This window comes from Mycolicibacterium sp. XJ879 (assembly GCF_053483935.1).
The window spans coordinates 87,596-100,752 of the sequence record NZ_JBEFTH010000011.1 but is presented as its reverse complement, the minus strand read 5'-3'; the positions used below and the strand labels follow the sequence as shown (position 1 = coordinate 100,752).

General features: G+C 65.8%; 13 protein-coding genes. 1 reads left to right on the top strand and 12 read right to left on the bottom strand.

What is annotated here, in order from left to right; all coding sequences use genetic code 11:
- Positions 1–16: 16 nt before the first annotated feature.
- The 12 genes from ABQF13_RS21305 to ABQF13_RS21250 all read right to left on the bottom strand — a co-directional run bounded on the left by ABQF13_RS21305 (position 17) and on the right by ABQF13_RS21250 (position 11,842).
- Complete coding sequence (locus tag ABQF13_RS21305; RefSeq protein WP_448394775.1) at positions 17–499, bottom strand: mammalian cell entry protein; 483 nt, start codon at positions 497–499, stop codon at positions 17–19.
- The gene (locus tag ABQF13_RS21300) at positions 499–1,191 is read right to left on the bottom strand and encodes an Rv1363c family protein (protein WP_448394774.1); all 693 of its coding nucleotides are present in this window, start codon (positions 1,189–1,191) and stop codon (positions 499–501) included. The genes ABQF13_RS21305 and ABQF13_RS21300 overlap by 1 nt, the downstream gene beginning before the upstream one ends.
- The gene (locus tag ABQF13_RS21295; RefSeq protein WP_448394773.1) at positions 1,192–2,916 is read right to left on the bottom strand and encodes a virulence factor Mce family protein; all 1,725 of its coding nucleotides are present in this window, start codon (positions 2,914–2,916) and stop codon (positions 1,192–1,194) included.
- Positions 2,917–4,077, bottom strand: a complete 1,161-nt coding sequence (locus ABQF13_RS21290; RefSeq protein WP_448394772.1) for an MCE family protein — start codon at positions 4,075–4,077, stop codon at positions 2,917–2,919. It abuts the gene before it with no gap.
- Positions 4,074–5,477: a virulence factor Mce family protein gene (locus ABQF13_RS21285; RefSeq protein WP_448394771.1), complete on the bottom strand. Its 1,404-nt coding sequence runs from the start codon at positions 5,475–5,477 to the stop codon at positions 4,074–4,076. Before ABQF13_RS21285 ends, ABQF13_RS21290 begins: the two co-directional genes overlap by 4 nt.
- Positions 5,474–6,532 carry an MCE family protein gene (locus ABQF13_RS21280; RefSeq protein ID WP_448394770.1) on the bottom strand — a complete coding sequence of 353 codons (1,059 nt, stop codon included), beginning with the start codon at positions 6,530–6,532 and terminating at the stop codon, positions 5,474–5,476. The genes ABQF13_RS21285 and ABQF13_RS21280 overlap by 4 nt, the downstream gene beginning before the upstream one ends.
- Entirely contained in the window at positions 6,525–7,562 is a 1,038-nt protein-coding gene (locus ABQF13_RS21275; RefSeq protein ID WP_448394769.1) for an MCE family protein, read from the bottom strand. The genes ABQF13_RS21280 and ABQF13_RS21275 overlap by 8 nt, the downstream gene beginning before the upstream one ends.
- Positions 7,562–8,761 carry an MCE family protein gene (locus ABQF13_RS21270; protein WP_448394768.1) on the bottom strand — a complete coding sequence of 400 codons (1,200 nt, stop codon included), beginning with the start codon at positions 8,759–8,761 and terminating at the stop codon, positions 7,562–7,564. The genes ABQF13_RS21275 and ABQF13_RS21270 overlap by 1 nt, the downstream gene beginning before the upstream one ends.
- A 10-nt stretch (positions 8,762–8,771) precedes the next feature.
- Positions 8,772–9,614 carry an MlaE family ABC transporter permease gene (locus ABQF13_RS21265; protein WP_448394767.1) on the bottom strand — a complete coding sequence of 281 codons (843 nt, stop codon included), beginning with the start codon at positions 9,612–9,614 and terminating at the stop codon, positions 8,772–8,774.
- 52 nt (positions 9,615–9,666) lie between these two features.
- Complete coding sequence (locus ABQF13_RS21260) at positions 9,667–10,431, bottom strand: MlaE family ABC transporter permease (RefSeq protein ID WP_448394766.1); 765 nt, start codon at positions 10,429–10,431, stop codon at positions 9,667–9,669.
- A gap of 255 nt (positions 10,432–10,686) precedes the next feature.
- Positions 10,687–11,637: a 3-oxoacyl-ACP reductase gene (locus ABQF13_RS21255; protein ID WP_448394765.1), complete on the bottom strand. Its 951-nt coding sequence runs from the start codon at positions 11,635–11,637 to the stop codon at positions 10,687–10,689.
- A gap of 13 nt (positions 11,638–11,650) precedes the next feature.
- Positions 11,651–11,842, bottom strand: coding sequence for a ferredoxin (locus ABQF13_RS21250; RefSeq protein ID WP_448394764.1), 192 nt, complete (start codon positions 11,840–11,842; stop codon positions 11,651–11,653).
- Positions 11,843–11,967: 125 nt separating this feature from the next.
- Here ABQF13_RS21250 and ABQF13_RS21245 point away from each other — a divergent pair, with 125 nt between their 5' ends.
- On the top strand, positions 11,968–13,149 hold the full coding sequence (locus tag ABQF13_RS21245; RefSeq protein ID WP_448394763.1) for an acyl-CoA dehydrogenase: 1,182 nt from the start codon (positions 11,968–11,970) through the stop codon (positions 13,147–13,149).
- The last annotated feature ends 8 nt before the right edge of the window (positions 13,150–13,157 follow it).

Here is a 13,157-nt window from a genome sequence, read left to right as displayed (position 1 = left end):
CGGCGGTCCGGCCGGCTCAGATCGGGGTGATGTACTCGATCAGCCACTTGCCGTCGATCTTTTGATAGTCGACGCGTAACCGGCTGCCGTCGTAGATCGGCTCCTCGGCTTTGTCGGTGATCGTGCGGTTCATGTAGACCATCACCGACGCCGAGTTGCGTTGTGCCTTCATGACCCCCACACCGACCACGTTGGCCTGGCTGACCAGTTGCCGTTCCCGGGCCTGCGGGATGATGTCCTTGGCGGCGCGATCCTGAAATTCCTGGCGGTAGGCCGGGGTCAGCATCGGGTACACCTCGTTGAGGCTGCGCTCGACGGTCTGATAGTCGTAGCCGAAGACCTGCGGAATCTGCTTCTCCGCCAACGGGGCGAGCTCGGCGCGGGCAGCTTGTTCACCGCGCAACTCCACCCGGTTCCAGTACATCGCGCCACCCACGCCGGCCGCCGTGACGAACGCGACCGCCAACAACCCACACAGCACACCGACCAGCCTGGGCATCAGTTGCCCCCATCGGGGTACTTGAGGTCATAGGCCGTCATGTGGCCGTTGCCGTCCTCGTGCACGATCACCCGCAACCGGTACGGCTGCGACGGTTGATTGTTGCCGTCGATGTCCGTCACGGTCACCCGCGCCGACACCAACACCGCGGCATTGTTCGCGATCTCGTCGATCTTCTCCAGCGCCGCACCGTTGATCACCGTTTCCGCACTGGCGTTGGTCTCGCGGAAAATCATCTTCAGGTTCTCGGTGTTGTTGCCTTCGGTCATCATCGCGCGCAGCGGGCCGCTGGTGCTGTTGACGAACCGTTCGACGCTTTCGTCGATGCTCTCCTGGTCGTAGCTGAACATGTTGACGACGAGTTGGGCGGCGGTGTCGACGAACCGCTGCTCTCGCGCGAAGACCTCTTCGGTGTCGCGCTGCTGGACGTACATCAGGGCGGTCAACCCGACCAGGACCATCACCGCCACCAACGCGGTGGCGGCGAAGATCGCGGCAACCAGCCGGCGGTTCGGTTGCCGCCGGGCCGGTGGACCGGGCTGCCGAGGCAGCCGAACCTTCATCGTGGGTGGCGCTTCCACCCGCACGGCTGTCGCCGTGGCACTACCGCTGGCCGGTCCGGCGGCGCGAGACGCGCGCCGACGCCCGGCGGGCCCCGGCGATCGTTCCGTCGAAGCCGTCTGTTCCGTCATCTACGCCTGCCTTGGAGCCAACATCAGATCAACCCAGTTCTCTGCTGGCGCCAGTGTGTCAGTTGCGTCCGCGAGCACGCCAGTTCCGCCGGCCGGATCGACGAACTTGCCGTCGTCGTCGTAGGTCGTGAACTGCGCACCTGAGGCCATGGGCACCTCCGCGGGCAGCGGCGGAGCGTTGGGGGGTGGCGGTGCCTGCGGCGCAGGGGCCGGCGCGCCCGCCGGCGGCGGCGGCGTTCTGCCGTACGGCGGCACCACGTGATCGGGCGGCGCGAAGAACGGCCACGCCGGCGGCAAGGTGGGCTGCACCTCATTCGGTGGCGTCGGCAGCGGGAACGGCGCATGCGGCGCCGGGCCGGGGCCAGGCGGAACACCCGGCGGCAGCTGCACCACCGGCGGACCCGGATCCGGATCGACCTGCGGCGGGATGTACGGGAACTTGTTGGGCGGCAAGATGTTGCGCCCGATCTCGGTGGTGTCGTCCTCGCGGGTGTCCATCGGCGTGCCGACCGGAACCGGCGGTCCGCGCCACGGGTTGTTGCCCAGCGGCACGTAACCCTGCGGGTCGCGGCAGAGTTGGACGGTCGGTGCCCGCTTACCCGGGTATTCCTGGCACGGGTAGTTACGCGCACCGCGCACGACGGCCGGATCGTTGTGCGGGGTCTTGCAGTACAGGTCCTTCGGCAGCTCACGCAGCGTCTCGTCAGCCGGTGAGCGCATCTGCGAGGGCGGGACGAACCCGGTCAGGCACGGCGGCGGATCCTGCAGGTGGATCTTGAAGTCGAGCTTGCCGCCCTCGTCGGCGGGGACCCCGCCGCCGACTGTCAGCAGCGCTGCCATCAGCGCCGGGAACACCACCAGGGCGTGTTCGATCGAATCGCGGTAGATCACCCCGATGCGGCCGAAGTTGGCCAGGTTGGCGGCCAGGATCGGAAACGACGGCCGGATCCCGCTGAACAGTTCGTTGGCCTCGGCCGTGGCGCCGGGCACCGTCTGCAGCGTGCTGCGCAACTGCGGGTCGGCGTTGGCGACCTCGGTGGTGAACCGGGCCAACCCGTCGGCGAGCGACCTGATGTCATCGCCGCTGCGGATCTGCGCATCCAGGAAGGGTCCGGCCTGGTCGATGAGTTGGTTGATCTGGCCGTAGTTGGCGTTGGCCTCGTCGATGAGAAGGCGCGCGGACGTGATCAGCCTGGCCAGTTCGGGCCCGGACCCGTTGAACGCCTTGAACGTTTCGTCCAGCAGATCCTGCATCCTGCTGTCGTCGACGCTGGAGACCAGAGCCTGGGCTTCAGCCAGCAGGCCGGCGATATCCTGGCCGACCGCGGTGCGCGACACGTCGATGTTGGCCCCGTTGCGCAGCTTCTCCTGCGACGCGTTCTCCGGAGGCACCAGGTCGACGTACTGTTCACCGACGGCCGAGACGCTCTTGACTGTCGCGGTGACGTTCTCCGGCACCGGCGTTCCGCTGTCGAGCCGCATGCGGGCGACCACGCTGTCGTCGGACAGCCCGACCGACTCCACCCGGCCGATGGTCACGCCGCGGTAGGTGACGTTGGCGTTCTGGTAAAGACCGCCTGCCACAACGAAATTCGCCGTCACATTGTAGACGCCGATGCCGAGCGCGGCAGGCACTCGCAGATAGAAGATCGATATCGCGCCGACAGTCAGCACCGTGACGATCGCGAAGATCCCGAGCTGGATTCGGGTGAGCCGGTCGATCATCTAGGGCCCCGCCTCGTGCTGGGTCGCCGTCCCCGGCGGGATCTCGAACGGGTCGGCGGCCTGGCCGGACAGATTCGCCAACGCCCCGGTGAGGAACTCTGGCGGGGTGATGATCTCGTGCATGCGCTTCATGTTCGGGTCCAGCCCCCACGAGGTGGTGAACACCGACTCGCCGGTGCGCCGCAGCGTCAGGTCGAAGGTGGTGTAGACGTTCAGGTAGTCACCGCGCACCGCATTACGCAGGTACTTGTAGTGGAACGGGAAGGTCGGCAACAACTCCAGGTCCTTGATGAGAAAGTCGACGTTGTCGTTGAGTGACTTGACCACCGGGTAGAGGTCGATGAAGTTGGCGGCGAAGTCGTCCTTGGTCTCCTGCAGGACGTGCGAGGCGACGGTGGCGAAGCTGCGCAGCGCGCCGAACGCGTCGACGATGTTGGCGCGGTTGTTGTTCAGGACGGTCAGCGCTTCGGGAAGGGTGTCGAGCGTGCGGCCGAGGCTGTCCTTGCTGCGCGCCAGGATGCCCGCGAAGCGGTTCAGCCCCTCCGCGGCAGCGATGATGTCGCCGGTTTGTTCTTCCAGGGAGCTGGTCAGCTCGGCCAGCCGCGGGACCAGATGTTCGAAGCTGCCCTGCCTGCCGGCTACCGCGTTGTAGGTCTCCTCGGTGATATCTTGCAGCGCACCGAGATTGCCCTTGTTGACGACGACACCCAGCGCGGACAGCACTTCCTCGGTGGTGGGATAGCGTCCGGCGCGGTCGATCGGGATGTTGTCGCCGTTCGCCAGCTTCCCGACGCCCGGCTCGCCGACGGGTTCGGCCAGCTCGATGTGCTGTGACCCCAGCAGCGAGGTCTGGGCCACCCGCACGACCGCGTTGGCGGGTAGCTCGACGTTGCGGTCCAGCGACAGTTGGACCGCGGCGTAGAACGTGCCGTCAGCGCGCTGCACGGCGTCGATGCCCGACACGCTGCCCACGGTGACGTCGTCGACCATCACCGGTGAGTTCTGCGGCAGCGTCGCCACATCGGGCAACTCCACGGTGACCTCATAGGAACCGGCTCCGTGGCCCGCGGTGCCGGGCATGTTCAGCGAGTTCAGACCGCCGTACTGACAGCCGGCCAAGAGCATGGCCAGCGACGAGATCGCCAACGCTCTGCGCATCATCGGCCCCCTGCCTCGGCGGGTAGCGATGCCTGCGGCCCGTGCGCTTCCGGTGCGGCGGGCGCCGCTTCGGGTCCACCGGCGTGCGATGACGAGGCGCCGGTCGCAGCGTCGGGCGTCGGCGGCACGAACAACGAGCTGAGGTCCATGTCGGCCGACACCGGCGGTGGTGTGACGCCCGGCGCAGATTCCCACTGCAGATACGGCACCGGGGTCTTGGCCTTGGCCTCGGTTTCCGGTGTGTCGTAGATGATCTGGCCCTTGTACGCGGTGATGCTGTTGATCGGGTGGAACATCACCGGCGGGTAGTTCATCGAGATGCGCTTGAACACCGGACCCATGCGCTGGCGGCAGATTTCGGTGCGTTTGTAGTTGTCCGTCGATGCCCCGGCCTCGAACGTGCCGCCGCAGATGAACTGCACCGGGTTGGCGAAGTTCGGCAGGGTCAGCAGGCCGCCGACGGTGCCCTGGGCCGGGTTGTAGATGTTGTAGAAGTTCGAAAGGCCGTTGGGCGTGATGTGCAGGATCTGCTCGATGTCCTCACTGCGCTCGGTGAGCAGGCTGGTGAAGTCGGTCAGCTTGGTCACCTGATCGATCAGCGCCTGGTTGGAGTCGTCGAGGAACCCGCGCACGTCGCCGAGCGCCTGGTTGAGCGTGCCCAGCGTGTTGTCCAGGTCGGCGGAGCTGTCGGCGAGCACCTGCGACACCGAGGCGACGTGGTTGGAGAACTGCACGATCTGCTCGTTGCTGTTGGACAGCGCGTCGACGAGCACCTGCAGATTGCGGATGGTGCCGAACAGGTCGGTGCGCGAGTCACCGAGCCGGCCAGCGGTCTGCGAGAGTTCCCGCAGCGCTTGGCGGAACGTGTCGCCGTTGCCGTCGAACGTGTCGGCGGCCTGGTTGACGAACTCGGTCAGCGGGCCCTGCACGGATCCTGGCTGCGGACCCAGTTGCGCGCTGAGGGCGGTGAGCTGTTCTTTGACGTCGTCCCATTCGACCGGCACCGCGGTGCGGTCCAGGCCGATCTGGGCGCCGTCGCCGAGTGCGGGACCGTCGGTGTATGCGGGGGTGAGCTGGATGAACCTGGCCGCCACCAGGTTCGGCGAGATGATGAGTGCCTTCGCGTCGGCGGGTACCTTGATGCCGTTGCGCAGGGTCATCGAGACCTTCACGTCGTTGGCGCGCGGTTCGATCGAGTCGATCTTGCCAACGGGCACCCCGACGATGCGCACGTCGTCGCCGGGATAGAGGCCGATGGCCGAGGTGAAGTAGGCGGTCAGCTTGTCGCCGGTGCGCGACGGCCACACCAGATACACACCGGCGACCAGCGTCACCGCCAGCAGCACGGCCAGCGTCACCCGCAGCCAGCGGCTGCGTTCCAGAATCGGGTTCGCGTCCGTCATGGTGACTTCGGCCTGATGATCAGTCGTTCGGAAATGTAGCCGCGCAGCATGTCAGACAGGCTGTCGGGCAGCTTGCCCGGCTGGAAGTAGACGTCCAAGAGCACCTCGGCGATCGGCGCGGGCGGCAGGCCGTACAGATTGATCTGGAACCCGGGTCCGGAACCGACCACCTCGCCCAGTGCCGTGGCATACGGGGGAAGCCGCTGAAGCGCCTCGCTGATGTGTTCGCGACGCTCGAGCAGGTTGTCCATCACCAGGTTGAGCTTCTCCATTGCGGGCTTGAACTCGCGGCGGTTATCTGCGACGAACCCCGAAAGTTGTTCGGACACATCGTCGATACCGGCGATCAGGTTGCTCAGCGCCTGGCGCTTCTCGTCGAGCGCGGCGAACAGCAGGTTGCCGTCGACGATGAGCTGGTTCACCTGGCCGGCCCGCTCCGCGAGCGTGTCGGAGACCCGTTTGGCATGGCCCAGCAGTTGATCGAGGGCCTCGTCGCGTTTGTTGATGGTGCGCGACAGGTTGGCGATGCCGTCGAGGGCGCCGCGCAACTGCGGGGTGGCTTCCTGCAGCGAGTCGGTCAACGTCTGCAGCGCCTGCTCGAAGCGTGGCTTGTCCAGGTCACCGACATTCTGGCCGAGATCCTGTAGCGCCGTGTTGAGCGTGTACGGAGTCGTGGTGCGGCCCAACGGGATCACCGTTGAATCACCGCCCCCTTGTGGCGTCACCGCCAGCGACTTCTCGCCGAGCACGGTGTCGGTCTTGATCGAGACCAGCGACTGGTCACCAACCCGGACAGCGCGGTCGACGGTGAAGGTCACCTTGGCCGCATCGCCCGCCAGCTCGACGCCGGTCACCTGACCGACCTTGATGCCCGACACGTTGACGTCGTTGCCGGGCGAAATCCCGCCGGCATCGGTGAAGTACGCCTCGTAGGGCTTGCCCTGCGGCCAGAACGGCAGGCTGGTGTAGCCGAACGACACCAGCACCAAACACGTCACCAGGAAGATGCCGAAGATCCCCGTCCGCAAGGGGTTCGACTCGTCGGGTCTACTCATCGACCGGTGCACACCTCCCCTTGGACGGATCAGGCGGTCCACCGAACGGGACCAGAATGTCGCTACCGGCAGGACCGTTGATCTTCAAGCGGGTCGAACAGTAGAAGATGTTGAAGAACGAACCGTAGGCGCCGAGCGCATTGAGCCGCAGGTAGTTTTCGGCGAGCGGCTCGATGACTTTGTTGACGTCGGCCTTGCGCTCGTCGAACCGCTGGGCGAACGGGCGGACGTTCTCGATCACGCCCTGTACCGGTCGGCGTGACTGCACCAGCATGTCGGTGAGGTCGTTCTCGGCGGTGGCAAGCGGTTGGATCGCGCCGGCGATCGGGTCACGGCCTTCGGCCAGACCGGTGATGAGCTTCTGCAGTTGGTCGACGCTGGCGTTGAACTGTGCCCCCTTCTCGTCGACGGTGGCGAGCACGGTGTTCAGATTCGTGATCACGTCGCCGATGAGCTGGTCTCGGGCGGCGATGTTCTGGGTGAACGCGCTGGTGCTCGACAGCAGGTTCGACAGTGCGCCGCCCTGGCCCTGCAGCAGTTCGATGACCGCGTTGCTCACCTCGTTGACCTTCTGGCCGTCGAGGCCCTTGAGCACCGGGCGCAGACCGCCGAGCAACGCGTCGAGGTCCAGCGCCGGCTGGGTGTTGGTCTTCGGAATGGTCGAGCCCGCAGGAAGTTTCTTCAGCTCGCCGGGTCCGGAGGTGATCTCGAGATAGCGGTCGCCGACGAGGTTCTCGTAGCGCACCACGGCGCGGGTGGAGGTGTAGAGCTGGTAGCGCTCGTCGACGTCGAACGCGACGTCGACGGTGTTGTCGGGGTTAAGCGTTACTTCGTTCACGTTGCCGACGGGCACACCCGCGATGCGCACATCCTGACCGGGCTTCAGCCGTGACGCGTTGGCGAACGTCGCGTGGTAGCCGGTTTCCGGCGCGAACCGGAACTCACCGAACACCACCACGAGACCCGCCGCGACCAACAGCATCACCACGGTGAAGATGCTGACGTTGAGCAGCGTGCGGTCGCGCCTCATCAGAAGTCGTCCCTCTCCGCGAACGCGCCGTTGAACAACCACTGCAGCGTCGAGGGTGCGTCGAACTGCACCTCGGTGTTCGGTTGGTACGGCACATAGGCGTTGTCGGTGACCAGGAACTTGGAGCGGTACCACGAGCCGCCGAACTGCTTGCTCGGGACGTTGGGCAGGCCACGGCAGTTGGGCCCGCCGGAGGCGTTCACGATCGGCAAGCTCTCCGGGTAGGTGTAGGCAGGCGAACCCGGAAGGAAGTTCGATGCGACGAACAGGCCCGGACGGATACCACCGATGACCGGCGCGAACCGGTCCACCGCCAGGGCCGTGCCCTCGAGGATGCAGCCGAACTCCGGCGAGTACTCGCCCGCCACGCTCAGCGGCGCGCGCAGCCGCTGCATCGCGGCGATGTAGTCTTCCGCGCCCGGCTCGAGGGTGGCGGTGCCGTTGTTGGCCAGACCCGTCGCGGCGAGCAGTGTCGCGTTGAGGTTGTCCTGTTCGTCGACGATCGTGTTGCTGATCGTCGGCGCGTTGTCGAGGATCCGTGCCACGTCGGGCCCGGCGTCGCCGTAGATGTTGGCCACCACCGCTGTCTTCTGCAGATCCTCCTGCAGCGTCGGCAGCTTCGGGTTCAGTTGCTCGAGATAGTAATTCAAGCCGGCCAGGGTAGCCCCGAGGTCATCGCCGTTACCGCGCAGCCCTTCTGCCAACGCGCTCAGCGTCGCGTTGAGGTGGATCGGGTCGATCTTCTGCAGCACCTTGTTCAAGGTCTGGAACAGCGTGTTGACCTCGAGTTGCACGTCTTTCGCGGCCACCGTCGCCCCGGATTTGAGGTGTCCGACCGGTTCCTCGGGTGGGAGGAACTCCACGGCCTTGGCACCGAAAACCGTTGTGCTCCCGATTCGTACCGGAGCGTTGGCCGGGATGTAGCGCATCTCGCTGCTGTCGATGGCCAGGGTCAGCTTCGCTTCGTCCCCGGTGTACTCGATCTTCTTGACCTTGCCGATCTGCACACCCCGGTACTTGACCTTGGCGTCGCGTTCCATCACCAAGCCGGCCCGCGGTGAGGTGACGCTCACGGTGTCGGTGGGCGTGAACGCGGCGGTGTAGGCCAGATAGGTGAAGACCGTCGCCGCCAACAGGATCGCAGCCAGGATCGCAGCAGCGATCCGTACGTGGCCGCGATTGGCGTCACCGTCTGACATCGAATCCCGCCTAGCCCGAGAGGTTGAAGTTGCCGGACGCGCCGTACACGGCGAGTGAGATGAACAACGTGATGGTGACGACGACGATCAGCGAGGTGCGCACGGCCTGGCCCACCGCAATACCGACGCCGACCGGACCGCCGGATGCGTTGTAACCGTAGTAGGTGTGCACCAGCATCACCGCGACCGCCATCACGATGGCTTGCAGAAAGGACCACAACAGGTCCGTCGGTATCAGGAACGTGTTGAAGTAGTGGTCGTAGAGGCCCGCCGACTGGTCGTTGATGAACACCGTGGTGAAGCGCGCTGCGAAGAACGACGCCAACACCGCCAGCGAGTACAGCGGGATGATCGCGACCATCCCGGCCATCAGCCTCGTGGAAACCAGGTAGGACACCGAGTGCACAGCCATCGACTCGACGGCGTCGATCTCCTCGGAAACCCGCATGGCGCCCAGTTGTGCTGTGGTGCCCGCGCCGATGGTCGCCGCCAGCGCGATGCCCGCGATGACCGGAGCGACGATGCGCACGTTGAGGAATGCCGAGAGGAACCCGGTCAGCGCCTCGATGCCGATGTTGCCGAGCGAGGAGTAACCCTGCACGGCGATGACGCCGCCCGAGGCCAGGGTGAGGAACGCCGCGACGCCGACGGTGCCGCCGATCATCACCAACGCGCCGGTGCCCATCGTCATCTCGGCAATGTTGCGGATGGTCTCCTTGCGATAGCGGGTGACCGCGTTGGGCAGGTAGCGAATCGTCTCGCCATAGAACAGCGCCTGCTCGCCGACGGTGTCGACGACCTTCGGCAGGCCGCGGAAAATCCGGCGGAAACGAAGCGTCGCGTCGTAGCTCATGATTGTCCGCTCTTCGCGCACGCGTCCCCCGCAAGCGGGCGGCACCCCCACATCATCGTTCCAGCACCCGGACCCCGACAGCCGTCATGATCACGTTGATCACGAACAGACAGATGAACGCATAGACGACCGTTTCGTTGACCGCAGTGCCCACCCCCTTCGGTCCGCCCTTGACCGTCAGGCCGCGGTAACAGCCGACCAGGCCGGCCACGACACCGAACAACAACGCCTTGATCTCGGCCATGACGAGCTCGCCGAGCCCGGTCAGCACCGTCAGGCCGTTGATGAACGCGCCGGGGTTCACGCCCTGCAGGAAGACGGAGAAGACGTAACCGCCGGACAAGCCGATCAGGCAGACCAGGCCGTTGAGCATCAGCGCGACGAACGTCGACGCCAACACGCGCGGCACCACCAGACGCTGAATCGGGTCGATGCCCAGCACCCGCATCGCGTCGATCTCCTCGCGGATCGTGCGCGCGCCGAGGTCGGCGCAGATCGCGGTGGCACCCGCGCCGGCCACCACCAACACCGTCACGACCGGGCCCAGCTGGGTGATGGTGCCGAACGCGGTACCGGCGCCGGAAAGGTCGGCGGCACCGATTTCGCGAAGCAGGATGTTGAGCGTGAACGCCACCAGCACGGTGAACGGTATGGCGACCAACAGGGTGGGCACCAGCGAGACCCGCGCGATCATCCACGTCTGATCGAGGAACTCGCGGAACTGAAAAGGTCGCCGGAAGATCTTGGCGAAGGTGTCGAACGACATTTCGACGAACCCGCCCACGGCCCGAGCCGGTGCCGCGAGCTGTTCGATCAACCTAGGCTCCTTTTCGGATAGGTGACTGCGGACTCTGTTGGCGAAGGATCCCGTAGTCCTTGCCGCGGAGGTCCGCCCACCCCTGGTCTAAGCGATGCTCTTAGTGAGCCGGCTCATCCTAACTAGAACAAGTTCGCAGTGTCAAAGAACGGCAGAAACAGACCAAAATGTTATAAACCCGCTGGTCAGAAGCACTGTGACCTGCGCCATTGTAGAACGTGTTCTAGTGCGTGCTGCGCTTTGGTCGACGCAGGCTCAGTCTGGCTGTTCCATCAGCTCCGTGGCCGAGAAACACCGTCCGGCGTCGCGATCAGCAAAGTAGTTTTGCAGCACCGCCGACAATTCGGTGGCTTCCCATGCATCGGACTCCGCATTGAACCGAGCTTCGACGGTAGGCGCGGCCACCAGCGTCACCGTGGGACCGTAGACGATGAACAGCTGCCCGTTGACCCTTTCCGATGCCGGCGAAGCGAGAAATCGAACAAGCTTTACCACGTGCTCGGGCGACAACGGATCGACCTGATCTTCGGCGAGCTCGGGCGCCTCGCCGAACACGTCGGCCGTCATCGCCGTGCGGGCGCGCGGTGCGATCGCGTTGGCGCGCACTCCGTAGCGCTCCAGCGCCCGTGCCATCGACAACGTGAGCGCGGTGATACCGGCTTTGGCCGCCCCGTAGTTGGCCTGCCCGACCGGACCGACCAGCCCCGCCTCCGATGAGGTGTTGATGACCCGGCCGTAGACCGAGCCGGCTTGCCCCGAGGTCGCCGACGGGTCGACTCCGGCCGCCTTGGCCTTCGCGCGCCAGTAGGTGGCGGCGTTGCGGGTCAGCAGGAAGTGCCCACGGAGGTGCACGGCGATCACCGCGTCCCAATCCTCGTCGGACATGTTGAACAGCATCCGGTCGCGGGTGATGCCGGCGTTGTTGACGACGATGCTCAACCCGCCGAGCCCGTCGGCGGTCTCGACCAGCTCGTCGGCCGTCGACCGCGCGGAGATGTCACCCGCGACTGCGACGGCCTTCGAGCCCGCCGCGACGATCTCGTCGATGACGTCGGATTTGTCCAGCGCGGCGGCGATATCGTTGACCACGACGGTCGCACCGGCTTGGGCGAGGCCGATGGCCTCGGCGCGGCCCAGCCCGGCGGCCGCGCCGGTCACCACCGCGACGCGTCCGGACAGATCGGTTGCGGTTTGCTCGGTCGTCACTTAATGAATACCTCTAGTCTTGGCGTTTCAGGGCTGCGCGAGGGCATTCCTCGATCGCGCGCTCGGCCCTCTCCACATGGTCGGCGGGCACCGGGTCAATTTTCACCACGGCGTAATCATCATCATCTAGCTCGAACAGTTCCGGGTCGATTCCTACGCAGATCGCGTTACCCTCGCACCGGTCCCGGTCCACTTCCACTCGCATGACAACCTCCTACCCCTCAGGCGTCTCCACCCTGGACCACCAGACTAGAACGTGTTACAACCGGAATTGGGCCCAGGGTGCACAGGCACCCAGACTACGGCGCGCAGATTAGTGAGGACGACGGAATGCGGATCGGCTACACCCCCGAACAGGAGGAGCTACGCCGCGAGCTGCGCGCGTACTTCACCAAGCTCATGACACCCGAGCGTGCCGAGGCGCTGGCATCCAACGACGGCGAGATGGGCCGCGGCAACGTCTACCGCGAGACGGTGGCCCAGATGGGCAAGGACGGGTGGCTGACGCTGAGCTGGCCCAAGGAGTTCGGCGGTCAGGGCCGCCCGCCGATGGACGGGCTGATCTTCAACGACGAGGCCGCCATCGCCAACGTTCCGGTGCCGTTCCTGACCATCAACAGCGTCGCGCCCACGATCATGGCGTTCGGCACCGACGAGCAGAAAAAGTTCTATCTGCCCAAGATCGCCTCGGGCGATCTACACTTCTCGATCGGCTACTCGGAGCCGGGTGCAGGCACCGACCTCGCCGCGCTGCGCACCACCGCCGTGCGCGACGGCGACGACTATGTGATCAACGGCCAGAAGATGTGGACCAGCCTGATCGCCTACGCCGACTACGTGTGGCTGGCGGTGCGGACGAACCCGGACGCCAAGAAGCACCGGGGGATCTCCATGCTGATCGTGCCCACGAACGCCGAGGGCTTCTCCTGGACCCCGGTGCACACCATGGCCGGCGTGGACACCAGCGCCACCTACTACTCCGATGTGCGGGTGCCCGTCTCCAACCTGGTCGGCGAGGAGAACGCCGGCTGGAAACTGGTCACCAACCAGCTCAACCACGAGCGGGTGGCCCTGGTGTCTGCACAGCCGATCTTCCTGGCGCTCAACGGGGTTCGCGAATGGGCGCAGAACACCAAGGATGTGCACGGCGACCGGCTGATCGACGCGGAATGGGTGCAGCTCAACCTCGCCCGGGTGCACGCCAAGGCCGAGGTGCTCAAGCTGATCAACTGGGAGCTGGCGTCCACCGAGGATGCCGCACCGTCCCCCGCTGACGCGTCGGCGGCCAAGGTCTACGGCACGGAACTGGCGACCGAGGCCTACCGGCTGCTGATGGAGGTGCTCGGTACCGCGGCCACACTGCGGCCGGGCTCGCCGGGCGCGCTGTTGCGGGGCCGGATCGAACGGATGCACCGCAGCTGCCTGATCCTGACCTTCGGCGGCGGTACCAATGAGATCCAGCGCGACATCATCGGGATGGTCGCGCTTGGCCTGCCCAGAGTGAACCGGTAAGGACGGCA